The organism is Croceitalea sp. MTPC5 (assembly GCF_036985505.1).
GTDB lineage: Bacteria > Bacteroidota > Bacteroidia > Flavobacteriales > Flavobacteriaceae > Croceitalea.
Genome location: NZ_BTGQ01000003.1, coordinates 577,013 through 595,633, shown reverse-complemented (window position 1 = coordinate 595,633; position 18,621 = coordinate 577,013). Strand labels below are relative to the sequence as shown.

Below are 18,621 nucleotides of genomic sequence, written 5' to 3'. Positions count from 1 at the left end.
TCATGATTTCGGACGTCCTAAATCCGATTTTTGGGCGATTGAACTTCGAATTTTTACGTGTTTTAACCAAAACAAACATCATGAAAAATACACTCGCATTTTCAATAACCTATCTCTTTGCACTACTAAACCTGCTTGGCCAAGAAAACTTTTCATCCAACCCTTTGGATGCTAAATTTGTCACTACTGATTTTGATAATTTTTGGAAGGCCTTAGACCAATTGGAAATCGTAACTGGCAACCCTTTTGAAGAATATCTTGAAAAGGCCTCACCTGGTTTACGTCCTTTTAGGGAGTATCTTACCCCTGAAGAAATGCTAAAAAGTGTTCAGCAACGAAAAACGGATTATTTAAAATGTAGAACCATTCTCGCAGACCTACCTTCATATAAAAAACGAATACAGGCTATTTATGCCGCTTTAAAATATTGGTATGCTGATACCACTTTTCCGCCAGTATATTTTGTAGTAGGGGTATTTAGCTCTGGGGGTACGGTTTCAGAAAACGGATTGCTTATTGGAACCGAGCTTCTTGAAGACCTCAACAGTATCGATGCCCTTATTGCCCACGAACTCATTCATTTTCAGCAAACCGTTGAAGGGCCCAATACGTTATTGCAACAGACCCTAAAAGAAGGTACCGCTGATTTTATCGGGGAATTGACTTCTGGTATTCTCTTGAACGCGTCACTAAAAGAGTATGGTAATGCCCACGAGTCAGAGCTCTGTAAGACTTTTGTTAAGACCATGAATACGAATAATTTTGGCGATTGGCTTTACGAACGCAACACTACGGATGGAAAACCAAAAGATATGGGCTATTGGATAGGCTATAAAATTGTGGAAGCTTATTTCAATAGACAAGAAGACAAAAAAAAGGCAATTCAAGACATTTTAAACATTAAAGACCCTGTTGTTTTTTTGAAAGAGAGCGGTTACCTAAAAAGGTATTTAGAAGGTAAAGAGTAACTTTACGGGTATCAATAAACGAAAAGTCCATCCATTAATGAAATTCAAAATTAGTTTGACAGCATTGCTATTGCTAGGGTATCTGGCAAGCAATGGTCAAAACATTTACAGAACCGCATGTCAAGGCAATATGGCCCGTTTAGACAGTCTATTAGGGCGTACCGAGATCAACACCCAAGATAATCGCGGTCGGTCGCTATTACACTGGGCAGTTGCCTGCAACCAAGAAGAAGTCTTTCAACAGCTCATCAAAAAGGGAATCACCTTTAACCTAGAAGATGATGACGGTACAACACCTTTGTATATGGCCGTTCGATTTCAACGTATGGAATTCTTTAATACGTTGAAAGATCTAGAGAAAGATAGCACCTGGAAGCGTAAATATGGGGCACTATTGTTTGAAAAAGCCATCTTGAACAAAGACCCCATTTTCGTAGAAAAGCTTATTAAAGCAGGTGTGCCCATCAACCTAAAAAACAAAAGGGGAAGTACTCCTTTAGAAATTGCACTAAGAACAAATACAACAGAAATAGTGGCCCTACTAAAGGCAAATGGTGCTGATGAAAGTATGGTTCGTACTATTGTATTAAAAGGAACTTATATGGGGCAAAAGCCGCCGGAAAAAGTAGCTAAGGTTTTCGCCCCCAATGTGATTTCTACCGAAGAATCAGAGTTTGGTTCCGTATTCAACAAAGCTGGAACCGAATTTTATTATGGTGTCGATGTCAATGGCAAGAACGAAATACGATATGCTGAGTTACGAAATAATCAATGGACCACCCCTAAAACCATACTTTCCCATGAACAATATGGCTACAACGACCCGTTTTTATCCCCTGATGAGAATCGATTATACTTTATTTCCAACCAAGCCCTTGATGGTAAAGGGGAATCAAAGGATATTGATATTTGGTACGCGAACCGAACAGCAAGTGGCTGGTCTGAGCCTATCAATGCAGGTACCAACATCAATACAGCAGGGGAAGAATATTATATTTCGTTTACCAATCAGGGTACGATGTACTTTTCTACCGACGCCTACACCGATGAAAATAGCCGAAACCATGATGTTTACTATTCGACATTTGTCAATGGTAAATTTCAAAAAGCAGTTCGCTTGGGTGATGCCATTAACACCGACGCTTATGAGGCCGATGTATTTGTCGCCCCTGATGAAGATTATTTGATTTTTTGTGCTACCCGATACGATGGTCTCGGCAGGGGCGATCTCTATATCAGTTTTAAAAATGATGACGGCTCTTGGTCGCAAGCGGTAAATATGGGTGACAAAGTCAATACGGAATATCATGAATTGTGTCCCTTTGTGACCGAAGATGGCAAGTATCTTTTCTATACGAGTAAGCAAGATATTTATTGGGTTAGTACCGCAGTCTTTAAAGACTTGAAAGACTGATTACATTGTGGAAACAACGTTGTTAAGTATTTCACAAATGCGGTAGTTGACCTAGAATAACATACTTTTCATCGGTTGTGAAGGCCATGACCATCATTTTCAGGGTAGTTATTACAGTGACCACTATTGGTCAACGTTCATTTAAATTCTAATACTATGAAAGCAAAGCAGATGTTATCCATCCTTACCATACTGACCATCTGTTTATTTGCAAATGCCCAAGAAAAACCACATTGTATTTATGAAGATTGCGGTTTTGATCCCGGACAAATCGTTTACCTCTTTGGTGACCACGTGCAATTGCGCGAAGCACCTATGACCGAAAGCAAGGTGCTCAAAACCTTGGCTATCGGGGGTCGTGTAATCGTGCATGAAAAGCATGAAAACTCATGGCGCTATAAAGGTGTGGACCATCATTTTTATAAGGTGGATTACAAGGGGATAAAAGGTTACGTTCTGGGTGGGCTACTCGCTCTTGAAAGAAAGACCATCAACAACGTAGTACACCTTTTCGGAAGGGCCAAAAACAACGATGAAGATTACCTACTCATTCGCACCCTGCAAGAAGACGGTTCCTTTAAAGAAAAGTCGACCAGGTTGCATAACGGTCAATTTTATTTGACCGATCTAGGCACCAAAGGATTGCCCAATATCGAGGGCGCCCTATTGGTCGATTACTTAGCTGAAGCCTGCGGTGCCGAAGGCGGTGGCATCTACCTATTTCAACAAGAAGGTGAGCTGCATCAGGTTGCACGCATCTCACAGGTCTCAGACGCCGGAGCCTACTATTTTTGGGAAGAATTCATATTTCCTGAAGATACGCACGGCGTAGCAGGCAAAATTCGATACAAAAAGGAGGTTGGCGAAAGCTATGACGAGAATGCCCTATGGAAAAAGAAAAGCATAGAGACCAAAGAATTGGTCTGGGCAAACAAGGGTTTAAAACTTGCTAAACAGTGATTGAATTACAACGGTCAATCTTGGGTATTGAAATACTGAAAACCGGGGGTACGTCACTACCCCCGGTTTTGGTATTGACAATGATTTAGTGTAACAAAACAAGTTAAGATGCATCTTTCTGATTGTTAGGCGGCATGTCATGAATAAAAATATCTTCTCTTGTTTGTTGGTCATCACTACTTTTAATCTCATTGTCAAGGCCCAGAATGAACCTTTTGAGTTCGAATATAAAGGCGTAACACTCGACGGGGTACTTAACCGCACTTCACAATCCAATACCAAAGGGTTGGTACTTATCATTCACGGTTCTGGAAAGACCGATGCCGTAGCGAAAGACTATTATAAAGACATTCGCAAAACCCTTAGTAACTCTGGATATAGTACTTTAATGTGGGATAAAATGGGCTGCGGTAAAAGTGGGGGTGCTTTTGATTATTACCAATCCATAGAAGATAGCGCAGCAGAAGCCATTGCTGCAATCAACACCCTAAAAAAACAAAATATCCCTGGTTCCCATGCCGTTGGATTGTGGGGTATCAGCCGTGCCGGATGGGTCAATCCAACAATCATCAATGCGTACGGAGACATCAAATTTTGGATATCGGTCTCAGGGGTCTACGCCCGTGAAAACTTCAACTACCTTTTAGAGCAGAATTTATTACTTGAAGATCTTCCAAAAGATTCCATTGATCTTATCTTGCATGAATGGGCCCAAGGAAACCGAATCGTACATTCCGGAGGGTCTTTTGAAGCTGCCCAAGCCGCTACCATACATCTACGCCAGAACGGTTTTATGCAACGTTTCAATGATGGGCGCCAAATCACTAAAAAGCAATACAAAGACTTCCAAAAAAGATTTATGGACGTGTCGTTCGATACAACTACGGGACAACAAATCTATGTTGCTAATTTTGAGGCCTTACTTTCACAAGTCAACTGCCCAGTACTAGCCATTTTTGGTGAAAAAGATAAAAATGTAGACTGGCGAAGAACAAAGACCCTATATGAAAAGACATTGGGAGCCAACACCAATTTGACCATCAAAACCTTCCCGAATGCCAATCATAACCTATTCAAGGCAAAAACTGGTGGTTTTTATGAGCTCGAAGATGAAAAATCACCCTACGAACACCCTGAGGGATATCTAGCAACAATATCCGATTGGTTAAAAGAGCTGAATTAACATAGGGGTGGTTCCTTTAATATCAAGGTAGCCCAATCTTTGGGTTTTATCACGTAAGTTTTCCCAACCAATTTAAGACATCTTCCAACAAAGTTCCTAAAATGGCACATCCGTGGTATTTAGAATCGAGCGAATCAGGTATGGAAAATGCAATAAACGACGGATTTATTGTAGGAATAACCATCATTTTTTTAAATTTAACGAAACAACACCATTAACCTCAACCAGACCCATACCGTTCCCGATATCCACACTCCCATCCGTATTCAAGAATATGGTATAGGTATCTTTATGGATATACCTACAAAATCCGCACTTAAAAAAGCCCTAAAAAAAGGGTATTTGACCATAAATGGAGTTATAGCGACCACAGCTACCATCTTATATGGTGGGGAGCAGTTATGTTTATCCATCCCGGAAGAAGAGGGTGGCACAACAAAATTGATCTTGCCGATAACCATATTGTATGAAGATGAACATCTGGCCGCAATTCATAAACCTGCTGGCATATTGGTAAGCGGCAACCGCCTTAAAACCATTGCCAACGCCCTACCCCAAGGCCTTCGGCAAAGCACATTACCTGATGCTACCACACCGCAACCCGTGCATCGGTTAGACTATGCCACTACAGGGGTTTTATTGATTGGAAAAACCCGTAGTAGTATTCGTGCGCTGAATAGACTATTTGAGCAAAAAGCGATTACAAAAACCTATTATGCGGTGACCATTAAAGCCATTATGCCCAATGGTGAAATCATTTCAGCAATTGACGGAAAACCTTCACGATCTACCTATGAAGTTGAAAAAACGGTACCTTCAGAACGGTTTGGCTTTCTTAACTTGGTATTGCTAAAACCCCAAACGGGCAGAAGACACCAATTGCGAAAGCACCTGCAAAGTATTGGAAATCCCATTTTAGGTGATGCCACTTACAGTCTCGAAAATTTAATTTTAAAGGGCAAGGGACTGTATTTACACGCACATTCCTTGAAATTTACACATCCATTTACAAATAAGGAAATGTTCATACAAGACGACCTTCCGCAAAAGTTCAAGCGTATTTTCCATACTTTATAATTTCTCCCAAAGGCTTTAAAAAACTTCTTATACCAACGTATCTATAAATAGAATAGAAAGCTGTTGTCAGGTTAAAGACATACGACCGCTATACTGCCGAATATAAGACGTGAGACCCTATTATTCATATATAAGAAAAACAATTCGTTGTTGTTAAGTGCAAAATGAAAATGGAAGGTAGTACCTTATCTTAAAAAGCAATCCCCTGAACCGATTTTTATAGGATAGACCCCTATTGACACTCAACTATCCATCTCTGGAAAAAGTTTTACCGCACAACGGTGAAAAACAATCCAAAGTATCTTTTTTTAATCGGCCCTGAAGGTTTTTTTGGTTCGGTTTTTGATTAAAAGAAGAAAACTATCAATGTACCGACCCTATTTACTGCTGTTTTTATTTTGTGGATTATTCTTACTTCCACTACAAGCTCAAAAAGACAAAACGAATACTATAGAAAAAGTCATCACCAAGCACGGACAGGCTTTTGTAAGAGATAAGGGGATCAATTCCGTATCCATTGGGATTTTCAAAGCTGGAAAACGCTATTCACAACATTTTGGAGAACTTGAAAAAGGGAAGGGCAATACCCCAACCGATGAAACCATCTATGAAATAGGATCGGTCACCAAGACCATGACAGGATATCTGGTAGCCAAGGCGGTTTTAGAACAAAAGATTAGTTTATCGGACGACGTTCGCAGGTATCTTGACGGTGATTTCCCAAACTTGGTATACAATGACAAACCCATTACCATTCAACAGCTAATGACACACACCAGTGGCCTACCTATGTTTTTACCAACGACTATGAACGGACTTTTTGAACAAGGGGGTGAAAATGTACCTACCACCTATTTTGACTTAGAAAAGAGCTATAACAAAGACCAATTTTTCAAAGACTTGAAAGAAGTAGACCTTACTTATGAGCCTGGTACGGTCTACTCCTATTCCAATGCAGGTGCAGAGTTAATTGGACATGTTTTGGAAACGGTCTATCAAAAGGATATCGATATTTTATTGCGAGAAGGTTTTTTAGACGAGTATGGAATGGCGAATACGGCAATCAAGATTGATGAGATACGAAAACATAATCTGACTCAAGGGTATTGGATGAACAATACCACACCCTCCCCCAATCAACTTAACACCCTTTGGGCAACAGGCGGTGGAGCAAAAATGAACATGCTGGATATGTTAAGTTACATGGCATTGCAGCTGAACGGGAAGAATCCCGTTGTAGTCGAATCACATCGTGTGTTATATGAAGGTGAAAAACTATTAAGGGTTGGTTATTTTTGGCGGGTATGGAAAGATAAGTATGGTACATCTTACAATCACCATGGTGGTACCAGTGGTATGCAAAACTGGTTATTCATTTTCCCAAAATATGATTTGGGCATTTCCATCATAGCCAACCAGAGTGGTTTTAAAACCCCGAATAAATTAAGCTCCACGGCAAAAAAGCTACTTAAAGCCATTGTGAAGGACTAAAAACGGACACTTATTTCTTGGCTCGTATAATCAAGTATTGTCTAATTCTGAGCCTTTTCCCCTAAATCAATAACTACCTTCTGTCGTATATCCCTTGAAGAGGCAGCGACCTTGATAGCATAAGCCCCATTTTCAAGACTCCAATCCTTCTTTTCTTCATTCCAGTAACGCAATTCCGGCACAGGTATTTGCAGCATAATACTATCTGTTGCACCAGGCTCTAGGATTTTTGTTTTCGAAAAAGCCCTCAATTCTTGTCGAGGTCTATCGATTGCGGTGTTCAACTTTTCAGCATAGAGCTGCACCACTTCTTTACCGGCCGTTTCACCAATATTGGTTATGGCAAAAGATATATTTATGGTGTCCTTTTCCACACTTGCTTCCATTTCCCCGTATTGAAAATCGGTATAGGATAGTCCATACCCAAAAGGATAGGAAACGTCCATTTGCTGTTTGTCAAAATGGCGGTACCCAACGTAAATACCTTCATCATAATTCGTATAGTCCTCATCACGAATCCACTCCGCTTTTGGCTTTTCATCGGGTGGAAAAACCAAGTTTTTCATCATTCCGGAAACCGACATCATTTCCGGATTTTTAGGAAAATTCGCATGGGAGGCATGGTCTGCCAAATGCACTGGAAAGGTCATGGGCAGTTTACCACTGGGGTTGACCGTACCACTTAAAATATCGGCAACGGAATTACCGCCTTCTTGACCACCTTGCCACGCAAGTAAAATAGCATCTGGCAGGTCTTTCCAAGAGGCAGTCTCGATGACACCTCCAATATTAAGCACGACCACCATTTTTTTACCTACTGCATGAAAGGCATCGGTCAGTTGCGCAATCATCCCTTTTTCATGATCCGTGAGCAAAAAATCATCCTTTTCGACTCGGTCACCACCTTCACCGGCATTTCTGCCCAAGGTCAACACACCAACATCGGCACTCGAAACAATCTCATCGATTTGTTCTTTTGAATAACTCATTTCCGGTGGGGTAAATGGACTAAAAATTGCCTCCATCCCTTCTGGTTTTTTAAAATCTTCTTTGTTGGTGGATTTATGGGCCTGAAAAGCCTTTTGACCGGCTTCATTAATAGCAAAACCGGCATTTGCCAAGCCTTCGGCCAATGAAACGGTATAGGCTTCGTTGACATCACCAGACCCTGTACCACCCGCAATAAACTCGTATGAGGTGACCCCCAAAAGGGCAATGTTCTTATTATTTGATAAGGGTAGCGTATTTTCATTCTTTAACAGCACCATACCCTCGGCTGCCAACTTTCTTGTGATAGCAGCATGAGCGGCTAGATCTGGATCATTACCAAAAATATACCCCTTCATTTTTTTTGAATTGAACACCAATCTTAGAATACGGCCCGCCGCAACATCAATGGCTTCTTTAGATAAGGTACCGTTTTCTACAGCCTCTTTTAATGCTTTCCATTGCCGATTGGTACCAGGTTCCAATAAGTCATTCCCTGCCGTGATTTGAGCAGGTGGGTTTTTCCCTCCGAACCAATCGGTCATGACCAAGCCTTCAAACTTCCATTCATCACGTAGTATATTGGTTAATAAATGAGAGCTCTCAGAGGTATAGGTGCCGTTCACTTTGTTATATGAAGACATGATGGTCCAAGGCTGTGCTTTTTTGACAATATGTTCAAAACCCTTTAAATAGATTTCACGCAAAGCGCGTTCTGAAACGATTACGTTATTAACGAACCGCTCCGTTTCTTGGTTATTGGCCACGAAGTGTTTGACCGAAGTACCTACCCCATTTGATTCAATACCATTGATAATGGCCGCACCCATATAACCGGACAACAGCGGATCTTCTGAAAAATATTCAAAATTCCGCCCGCATAAGGGATGCCGATGTATGTTCGCACCGGGACCAAGAATTACATCAATTCCATATTCCTTTGCTTCCGTTCCCATGGCATTACCCACATCATAAATAAGCTTTTCGTTCCAAGAGGAAGCCAGTAAGGTAGCTATAGGAAAAGCGGTGCAATAGTACGTTCTTTCCTCCCCTTCACGGGTAGGCAATATCCGCAGACCTGCCGGACCATCTGAGAGGTATATGGTGGGCAACCCCAATCTTGGTGTTGGTACAATGGTACCTACAGCCCCGGGAATTCCGGTACCAGGTTCAGTTCTACCCATAGCGGATGCTAGGCCGGAGCCCTTGAGCAAGTGTATCTTTTCTTCTAAGGTCATCTGTGAAAGGGCATCGGCAACACGCTCATCAATAGGTTGTCGATCATCTTCGTAAACGTCTAATTTACCGTTACCGTTTCGGTCTAAAAAAGTATGGCCCTCGCCAACTACTTCCGTAAAAGTGGTGACCTCGGCATAGTCTTCTTCAAAACTTAAAAAGGTCTTGTTAAAATAGCGGACACCGAAAAATCCGGCCACGATCAATAAAAGAACCAACACACCTAAAATCTTCAAACCTAGAAGCAATTTTTTCTTCATAACGCAATAATTGTGTCTTTATGCCACGAATATAAAATATATTTGTGACTAATTGACACAAATTAGTATTTTCGTATTATGGAGTTAGCAAATTTTCTAGCATACGGAAAACAACAATTTCTACCCAATTTGTCCATTGACCTTGTCATCATCGGTTTTCAAAAGGATGAATTAAAATGTTTGTTATTGAAGATTGGATCGAAATGGGTATTGCCCGGTGGTCATATCAAAATCGACGAATCTGTAGATACCGCCGTAGGCAGAATTTTAGAAGAGCGTACTGCTTTAAAGAATCCCCACTTTAAATTTTTGGCGGTTTTTGGTGATAAAGACCGAAATTTCGAGGAGGAATTCAAAAGCTTTTTTGCAGCAAAAGGGCTTCCGTGGCAAGAGGGTCATTGGCTTACCGATCGTTTTGTGACCTTGGCGTATTACTCTTTGGTTGACATCGACCGCATCGACCCCAAACCAGGTGAGTTTGATGAGGCCGTAGCATGGTTCAGTTTTGATGCATTGCCTGATATCGCCCTTGACCATGATGTCATTGTAGCCAAAGCGCGAAATAGATTAAGAGAAGATATTCAAAGGGAACAGCTTACCTATAAACTATTGCCCACTGAATTCACCATGCCTGAACTACATCGGTTACATGAAAAGATTCTGAGCGAAAAATTGGATCGTAGCCGGTTTCAAAAGAAAATGCTGGGATCCGGATTATTTGAACGCTTACCAAAACGCAAGAAAGATGGTCCGGGTAGTAATCCCTACCAATATCGTTTAGCACAAAAAAACTAAGCGTCGTATTGGTGTTTATTTTAATGCTTTGATTTACCTTAGGGTCATGAACCTGAATCAAATTACAATACCCTCACTTGATGTAGAAAGGGCGATTCCATTTTATGAGGCTTTAGGGTTAACCATGATCGTGCAGGCGCTGCCGCAATATGTACGTTTTGTTTGCCCTGATGGTACTACCTCTTTTTCCATCCATTTGGTTGAGGAGCTTCCTAAAGGTGATGGTATTTACCTGTATTTTGAATCTACGCAACTCGATGCAAAAGTAAAAGAACTGGTTTCAAAAGGAATACGATTTGACGAGTTACCAAATGACAAACCTTGGCTCTGGCGTGAGGCACGTCTAAAAGATCCAGACGGCAATCAAATCATCCTCTACTTTGCTGGCGAGAACCGCTTGAATCCTCCCTGGCGGGTAAATTAAAAGGACATTTAAGCAATGGATAGTCGTTTAGAATCGAATAAGGCAAACATGTTTATATGGCTATGATGGAATGCAACCCTAAGCTTTCACATAAAAGCACACTAGCATATAAGATTCCTTGATCAATGCCAAGCTATCCCCCTAGAACTGGTAAAAAGGGAACTTGTGCCTATCTTCGCTGAACAAAGCTTTTTTTTGACACCGCCCAAACACATTCTACCCACCATCGTTATTGCCCAGTTCTGCTGTACCTCATTGTGGTTTGCCAGTAATGGGGTATTGGGTGAACTTGTTGCAAACTTTGACCTTCGTGCCAATGCACTGGGCAATCTAACCGCTGCGGTACAATTTGGATTTATTACAGGCACTTTAGTCTTTGCCCTATGGACGGTTACGGACCGCTTTTCACCTTCAAAAGTCTTTTTGACCAGTGCTATTTTCGGGGCACTGGGCAACGCCGGAATGCTATGGCAAGACAATACCTTGTTCACCTTGGTGCTTTTTCGATTTTTGACCGGTTTTTTTCTAGCAGGCATTTATCCTGTTGGAATGAAAATAGCAGCTGATTATTTTGACCAAGGATTAGGCCGGTCTTTAGGCCTTTTGGTCGGTGCCTTGGTGTTGGGTACGGCCTTTCCGCATTTATTGAAAGGCGTGGGCACCTATTTCCCTTGGCAATCTGTCGTTATGACCACATCTGGCTTGGCGTTTTTCGGGGGATTGTCCATCGCGCTGTTGGTTCCCAACGGACCGTATCGAAAGCAAGGTCAACAGGTAGATTTAAAGGCCTTTTTTAAGGTGTTTCAAAACACGGACTTTCGGGCAGCTGCCTTTGGTTATTTCGGACATATGTGGGAACTGTACGCCTTTTGGGCCTTTGTACCGCTTATGCTGATGAAATATCAAGAAGTACATAACATCATCTTAAACATTCCGCTACTAACTTTTGGCATCATCGCCATTGGCGGCTTGGCCTGTGTGCTTGGCGGTTACCTTTCCCAAAGAATTGGAGTCAAAAAAACCGCAGGTATCGCACTGTTCTTATCAGGTTGTTGTTGTTTGGTATCTCCCTTGGCATTCATGCTACCAACAGAAGACCTTTTTGTTGGTTTCCTATTTTTTTGGGGTATGGTGGTTATTGCAGACTCTCCCCTCTTCTCCACTTTGGTGGCCCAAAGTGCGACTGCCGAACTTAAAGGAACAGCACTTACCATTGTAAACTGTATCGGGTTTACTATTACCATTGTTAGCATTCAACTCATGACCGTACTTCAAAATGGGCATTTGGGCGACTGGATCTATATTTTGTTGGGTGCTGGGCCACTATTTGGGTTGTATGCCCTGCTGCGCAAAAAGAAGAAGAAATAAAGGCTGAGATTACCAAACTGTAGCTTATAAACGATGATGTTTTTTGTGGCAAAACCCCAACATTTTTGAGGTTTTTATCTATTGCAGATGGTGCTCTTAACCGCTATCTTAGGCCATCAGATTGACTTCCCCTTTAAATTAAAACTTAATATCATTATAACGAGTAAATGCTCTTATAGTTGGGGTGTCTAAACTAAAAATTTCTCATCATGAATGTATTATTTTTACATATTAGCGATATCCATCTCAAAGATCATGATAATTCAATTTCCAAAAAAGTAGACAAACTTTTCGATTCATTTAAAAACAAATTAAATGAAGTTGACCACTTAGTCTTTATCAGCAGTGGCGACATTGCCTTCTCTGGGAATGAAAAGCAATATCAAATTGCACAAGAGATATTTGATGATTTGAAAAAAAAAGTTACCTCTTATTCAAATCACAAGCCAGAATTAATAGTAGTTCCAGGAAACCACGATTGTAACTTTAATAATGAGAAAGAAGGTATTCGAAAACTTGCAATCAAAGATTTTAGTGATAACGGTTTTACGGATTTTGATTCCTACAAAATAGACGTTTGTTGTGAACCGCAATTGGCATTTGAGAATTTTGCACGGAAGAATTCTGGTCATCTAATTAAAGACACCAATCACAAGTTATTGAAACAGTATAATCTAAATTTTGGGGAAACAAGCATAAAAATTCTTGGGTATAATAGTGCTTGGTTTTCTCAACTACATGAAACTCCCGGTAATATGAAATTCCCTGTAGAACATTTTAAAAATGATTGGGAATTAGGTAGTGATGATTTAGTACTTAGTCTCATACATCATCCATTAAATTGGCAGACTCCTGAAAATGCCAGAGAATTTAAAACGCATCTTGAGGCCACCTCTGACATAGTACTTTCTGGTCATGAACATGCTGGGTCAAAGGGACAATATAGTAATCTGGAAGGTAACAATACAATTTACATTGAATCACCTGTTCTTCAAGATAGTTCTGACCCTCGTAAATCCGGTTATAATTTAATTTACGTTGACTTTAATAATCAGAAGTTCAAAATTGAGGTAATGTCTTGGGATTTGGGAAAATACAAACTACAGGACACAGCGGATTGGCAATCGCTTATTAGAGGACAAGACTTAAAAAAAAGAACAATCAACATAAATGAGAAATTTCTCAAAATACTTACCGACCCAGGAGCATCATTTGAACATGAAAAAAAGGGTGATGAAATTTCCCTTGAAGACTTGTTTATATATCCCAATGTCTCATCTACGATTGATTTAAAATATATCAAAAAAAAGATTGATGTCTTTTCCTCAAAAGTCCTATTTGATAAATTCTTAAGTAAATCTCAAAGGTTACTTATTCTTGGAGAGGAGGTTTCAGGAAAATCAACTTTATGCAAATTCCTTTTCCATGGTTTATATAAAGCAGGAAAAACCCCAATACTTATGAATGGTGGAGAAATAAATGCAATTGACAAGGAGGGAATCAAGCGAATCGTGAATAAAACATTTGTAAATCAATACCATAAAAACGAGCTGGACACTTTCGAACAATTGGATAGAAATCATACTGTCTTATTGATAGATGATTTTCACAAGTTTAAAACAAAAGGAAGGGCAAAAGAAAGGTTGATTAACAATTTAGTGGAGATTTATCCAAATATCATAATCACTGGTGATAAACTGATGGAACTTGAGGACTATACTAAGGAAGGTGGTGGTGTTCTTTATGAAGAGTTTGAAAATTATTCGATTCAAGAAATGGGTCCAGATTTACGCTACGAACTAATCAATAAATGGAATAATCTTGGATCCGATTTTTTTACGGAACCGAATGAATTATTGAATAAAAATGACTATTGCGTCAGTTTTGTCAACAATATCGTAAAAAACAATTTGATTCCTTCATATCCAATATTTATTCTTTCCATGCTACAATCACTTTCGGGAAAAGAGGGTAAGACTGAATATAGTATGCATGGTTACTACTATCAATTGCTCATATCCAGGGCATTATCCAGGAATGTGGAATCAAGTAAGCTGGGAGCCTATCACAACTTCATGGCAGAGTTTTGCTATTTTCTATTTGACAATGAAGTTAGGCTTAGACCACTAGCATTAGTTGATTTTGCGAAAATTTTTAAAAAATTCTGTGATGACTTTGACATAACCACCCTTTCTATCAATACCATGATTAATAATTTGCGTAATGCAAAATTAATCACCGAAATAAATGGTTACTTCAAGATATCATATCCCTATGTCTACTATTATTTCGTAGCCAAATATATCTCTGATCATGTTCATGAAAAATTTGCAGTTCAGAAAATTGAAAAATTATGTGAAAGAGTATTTCGTGAAGAATACTCCAATATTGTAATGTTTTTGGTCCATCTAGAAAAAAGTTCTTTTATCCTTGATCTCCTTTTAAATAATTCTCGAATTCTATTCAAAGATGTACCTATTGCAAAGCTAGAAAACGATATTGGATTCATCAACAAGCTTGTTAATCAGTTACCTCAAGAGGTCCTAGATAGCTACTCTGTTGATGATATAAGAAAAGAAGATCGGAAAGAGGAAGAAGAAGTAGAAGACGTAGAGCGCGAATTCAAAGAAAGTGAGTTAGCCTCAAAATATAAGTTAGATGATGATATTTCTGAATTAGATGTCATTGCCAGAATTACAAGGTCACTCAAAACAATTGAAATATTAGGCCAATTAACTAAAAAACATTGGGCAGAGATAAAAGGCCCAAAAAAATTAGAACTCACAGAAGAAACGTATTTACTTGGTCTAAGAACTTTAAAATTTTACTTTACTCTTTTAGAAGATAATATTCCACTTTTAGCAGAGCATATAAAAAGTCTTATTGACTCTAAAAAATTAAAGGAAAAAATCAATAAAAAAGGACTCAAAGGTCTCTCCAATGATTACATTTTTAGACTTAGCTCCACCTCTACTTTGGCTATTGTCAAGAGAATATCAAATGCAATTGGTCTTGAAGATTTATCCTCTACCTTTGACAAAGTACTTGAAAATCATAATTACAAATCGACCGAATTAATAAATCTTTGTATAAAACTTGATCATTTCAAGGGTATTCCCGAAAATGAATTGGAAGACTTCAAAGATAGGAATGGTACAAACTATTTATGTATTAATGTTCTTCAAAATATGATAAAAGGATATTTATATATGTACTATGTAAATCACGAATTAAAACAAAGTCTTTGTGAGAAATTTGGTATTACAATGTCAGAACAAAGGTATATTGACGCTACTTCAAAAGTCAGAAAATCTGAAAAATAGATTTATTTTATTTACTTAATCCATTTGAAAAGTAAAGTGAACTATAAAAAGTCAAAAAACCTTCCCCACAGCCTCAATCGTCTGCTCCAAATCAGCATAACTGATGGCATCGTTTAAAAAGTAACTTTCAAAAGCCGATGGCGGCAAATAAATTCCTTGGTCCAGCATGCCATGAAAATACTTTTTAAAAGTATCGTTATTTCCCTTGGCAGAACTTTTAAAATCCACGACAGATTCTTCACAGAAATGCACTGAAATCATACTGCCAAATCGGTTGATCTGATGGGGCATGCCCTTCTCCGTCAATACTTCTTCAATCCCCTTGTGCAAAAAGGCGGTTTTATCCGCTAAACTGGTAAAGGTTTCCGGTTTGTTATTCAGTTCCGTCAGCATGGCCAGACCGGCACTCATTGCCAAGGGGTTTCCGCTAAGCGTTCCAGCTTGGTAAACTGGTCCTTCGGGGGCTAAATGACCCATAATCTCCGCTCTTGCGGCAAAGGCACCTACGGGCAGTCCACCCCCAATCACCTTACCAAACATGACGATATCAGCATCAATATTCAATGCTTCTTGCGCACCGCCTTTACCCAGTCGAAAACCGGTCATCACCTCATCAAAAAGCAGTAATATCCCCTCTCGGGTGCATAACTCACGTAAGCCTTTTATAAATTCCTCGGTAGGGACAATACAGCCCATATTGCCTGCTACCGGCTCTAAAATAATGGCGGCAATCTCATCTTTGTTGGCCGCAATTAAGGTTTTTACTCCTTCCAAATCGTTATAATCGGCCAGTAAGGTGTCTTGTGCGGTGCCCTGGGTCACCCCGGGGCTATTGGGACTACCAAAAGTAACGGCCCCACTACCCGCTTGGATCAAAAACGAATCGGAATGGCCATGATAGCAACCGGCAAACTTGATAATTTTGTCTTTACCGGTATACCCGCGTGCCAAACGTACCGCACTCATACAGGCCTCAGTACCCGAGTTTACAAAACGTATCTTATCAATATTGGGCACCATACTAACTGCCAGCTTGGCCAGTTCTGTCTCGATTTCGGTCGGTATACCAAAAGAAGTTCCTTTTTTAGCCTTTTCAATGACCGCATCTAAAACAGGCTGATGGGCATGCCCTAAAATCAAAGGCCCCCAAGAAGCGATGTAATCTATATACCGGTTACCATCTTCGTCATATAAATAAGCCCCTTTGGCCTCTTTAATAAATATAGGTTCGCCACCTATGGCTTGAAAGGCCCTAACGGGGGAGTTGACCCCGCCCGGAATGTATTTTTTCGCCTCTGCAAACAAGGCGCTACTTCTTTGGTATCGCATATCTTTCTTAACTATATGTTCAAGTGAAATCTCGACAGCATTTTATCGTGTCTTTGCCTTTCTCAGGTTGATTGTCTGACCTATCGACAAATTCGTATTCTTTAAACTGTTCAATCGCATGATTTCATCAACGGAGATTCCGTATTTTCTTGAGATCCCATAAAGGGTATCGCCTTTGACGACCTTATGCGTAAATACGGTATATTGTTTTGGTTTTCGAAGGGTTTCCAAACCATTCTCAACCACTTCTTCGTCGTATTTATCCAATTCGTAGCGCTCTATAAGGGCAATCAGCTTCTGCGGATACTTTTTATCCGTTGCATAACCTGCCTTGCGCAATCCATAGGCCCATTTCTTATAATCATCCCTACGGTAATTGAACAAAAAACGATACCGAGAGCGTGAGGCCAAAAAGATGCTATGGTCTCGAAACGAAAACATAGGGTGGTTGTATTTTCTAAAACATTCCCCTTTGGCATCATCGTCATGAAAGTCATATTCCCCTTGCCATCCCTTATGGCATTTGATTCCGAAATGATTGTTCGTTTTTTGGGTCAGTTCACCCTTGCCCGAACCACTTTCCAATATGCCCTGCGCCAACGTTATACTGGCAGGTATGCCAAAAGCACGCATTTCATATTGCGCGATCTGCGAAAATTCAGCGATATACCCTCGGGTCGAGGCAATCGGAAACTTCTTGAAATAGCCAGGGTCGGCAGGCAGGGGATACAGTTCCGAAGTATTGAACTTGGTATCCTCAATACCTGAATTGGGTTGGTAAACGCTTGTTTTTTTGGTCGTGGAATTGACTTTTTTACTGCTCGTCGTACGTTTTTTGGCACCACACCCCACTAAGACAAAAGCGCTTAAAACAACTACTACAATAGGTTTGATCATAGGTTCAACAAGGGTAAATTTTTCTTTTTCAATAGCTGGTTCATGCCTGTTATACCTTGCAATCCGCCGGTATGTATTGCCAAAATGCTCGTGCCGCGATCAAAGAAATCCTTCGAGATCAAATCCAACAGGCCATAAAACAGCTTTCCCGTGTAAATAGGCTCCAACTGAATTGCCGTTTTTTCCTTGAAATCATTGCTGAAATGAACGAGTTCGGCATTTACTTTGGCATAACCCCCAAAATGATAATCCAAAATCAATTTCCAATTATCCTTTCGCGCAAATTTACGAATATCATTTAATAGAAAATCCCCCTTTAGTGCTGAAAAGCCTAAAACATGCTGGTGCCGACTGCTTGAATTGACCAAGCCCGCAAGTGTTCCCCCAGTTCCGACACAACAACAAATAACGTCAAAACCTTCATCTTGATCATTCAAAATTTCTTCACATCCTTTTATGGCCAATGAATTCGTTCCCCCTTCCGGCAATAGGTAAAAGTCACCGTATTGCTTTTGAAGCCCTGCCTCAAATTCTTTGGTATTACGCAAACGATATACTTCGCGGGGAACAAAATAAAACCGCATACCGTGTTCTTTTGCCAATCGCAAGGTGGGGTTCTGGCTCCATTTGTTTTTTAATTCTTCACCCCGAATCACACCTATGGTTTCAAAACCATGTAATTTACCCGCATATGCCGTTGCGGCGATGTGATTTGAATAGGCACCACCAAAGGTGAGCAGCTGGGTCTGTTCTTGGGCCCTGGCCCGTATCAAATTGTATTTTAACTTTCGATATTTGTTTCCTGAAATAAGGGGGTGGATAGTGTCTTCACGCTTTATGGACAGTGAAACGCCTTTTGTTTCTAAAAGAGGTAGTCTTATTTCTTCATTGGAAACTTTCAAAGACGGT

Annotated in this window: 14 protein-coding genes; 10 read left to right on the top strand and 4 right to left on the bottom strand. The window is 40.1% G+C overall.

Features of this window, described 5'->3' with window-relative positions:
* Nucleotides 1-80 precede the first annotated feature (80 nt).
* From AACM45_RS12540 to AACM45_RS12515, 6 genes are all read left to right on the top strand, one after another.
* Nucleotides 81-968 carry a gliding motility protein GldB-related protein gene (locus AACM45_RS12540; RefSeq protein ID WP_339143082.1) on the top strand — a complete coding sequence of 296 codons (888 nt, stop codon included), beginning with the start codon at nt 81-83 and terminating at the stop codon, nt 966-968.
* Between the two features lie 37 nt (nt 969-1,005).
* Nucleotides 1,006-2,382 (top strand): ankyrin repeat domain-containing protein, encoded by a 1,377-nt coding sequence (locus tag AACM45_RS12535; RefSeq protein WP_339143081.1) that lies wholly within the window; start codon nt 1,006-1,008, stop codon nt 2,380-2,382.
* Between the two features lie 156 nt (nt 2,383-2,538).
* Nucleotides 2,539-3,342, top strand: a complete 804-nt coding sequence (locus AACM45_RS12530) for an SH3 domain-containing protein (RefSeq protein ID WP_339143080.1) — start codon at nt 2,539-2,541, stop codon at nt 3,340-3,342.
* A gap of 139 nt (nt 3,343-3,481) precedes the next feature.
* Nucleotides 3,482-4,525 carry an alpha/beta hydrolase family protein gene (locus AACM45_RS12525; RefSeq protein ID WP_339143079.1) on the top strand — a complete coding sequence of 348 codons (1,044 nt, stop codon included), beginning with the start codon at nt 3,482-3,484 and terminating at the stop codon, nt 4,523-4,525.
* Nucleotides 4,526-4,816: 291 nt separating this feature from the next.
* On the top strand, nt 4,817-5,602 hold the full coding sequence (locus AACM45_RS12520; protein WP_339143078.1) for an RluA family pseudouridine synthase: 786 nt from the start codon (nt 4,817-4,819) through the stop codon (nt 5,600-5,602).
* A gap of 366 nt (nt 5,603-5,968) precedes the next feature.
* Nucleotides 5,969-7,093 carry a serine hydrolase domain-containing protein gene (locus AACM45_RS12515; protein WP_339143077.1) on the top strand — a complete coding sequence of 375 codons (1,125 nt, stop codon included), beginning with the start codon at nt 5,969-5,971 and terminating at the stop codon, nt 7,091-7,093.
* Nucleotides 7,094-7,134: 41 nt separating this feature from the next.
* Here the strand turns inward: AACM45_RS12515 and AACM45_RS12510 are convergent, their stop codons facing one another.
* Entirely contained in the window at nt 7,135-9,576 is a 2,442-nt protein-coding gene (locus AACM45_RS12510; RefSeq protein WP_339143076.1) for a beta-glucosidase family protein, read from the bottom strand.
* A gap of 78 nt (nt 9,577-9,654) precedes the next feature.
* On the opposite strand from AACM45_RS12510, the gene AACM45_RS12505 reads away from it, so the two are divergent.
* The 4 genes from AACM45_RS12505 (at nt 9,655) to AACM45_RS12490 (ending at nt 15,486) form a co-directional block, all read left to right on the top strand.
* On the top strand, nt 9,655-10,371 hold the full coding sequence (locus AACM45_RS12505; protein WP_339143075.1) for an NUDIX hydrolase: 717 nt from the start codon (nt 9,655-9,657) through the stop codon (nt 10,369-10,371).
* Between the two features lie 46 nt (nt 10,372-10,417).
* Complete coding sequence (locus AACM45_RS12500; protein ID WP_339143074.1) at nt 10,418-10,795, top strand: VOC family protein; 378 nt, start codon at nt 10,418-10,420, stop codon at nt 10,793-10,795.
* Between the two features lie 195 nt (nt 10,796-10,990).
* Nucleotides 10,991-12,163: an MFS transporter gene (locus AACM45_RS12495; RefSeq protein WP_339143128.1), complete on the top strand. Its 1,173-nt coding sequence runs from the start codon at nt 10,991-10,993 to the stop codon at nt 12,161-12,163.
* 209 nt (nt 12,164-12,372) lie between these two features.
* Entirely contained in the window at nt 12,373-15,486 is a 3,114-nt protein-coding gene (locus AACM45_RS12490) for a metallophosphoesterase (protein ID WP_339143073.1), read from the top strand.
* Nucleotides 15,487-15,537: 51 nt separating this feature from the next.
* Here AACM45_RS12490 and hemL read toward each other — a convergent pair whose 3' ends face one another.
* From hemL to AACM45_RS12475, 3 genes are read right to left on the bottom strand one after another with little or no spacing between them, the layout of a single operon-like run.
* Nucleotides 15,538-16,815, bottom strand: a complete 1,278-nt coding sequence (gene hemL / locus AACM45_RS12485) for a glutamate-1-semialdehyde 2,1-aminomutase (RefSeq protein WP_339143072.1) — start codon at nt 16,813-16,815, stop codon at nt 15,538-15,540.
* A 42-nt stretch (nt 16,816-16,857) separates the two neighbouring features.
* Complete coding sequence (locus tag AACM45_RS12480; protein ID WP_339143070.1) at nt 16,858-17,712, bottom strand: glucosaminidase domain-containing protein; 855 nt, start codon at nt 17,710-17,712, stop codon at nt 16,858-16,860.
* Nucleotides 17,709-18,614, bottom strand: coding sequence for a 1-aminocyclopropane-1-carboxylate deaminase/D-cysteine desulfhydrase (locus tag AACM45_RS12475; protein WP_339143069.1), 906 nt, complete (start codon nt 18,612-18,614; stop codon nt 17,709-17,711). The genes AACM45_RS12480 and AACM45_RS12475 overlap by 4 nt, the downstream gene beginning before the upstream one ends.
* Between the last annotated feature and the right edge of the window lie 7 nt (nt 18,615-18,621).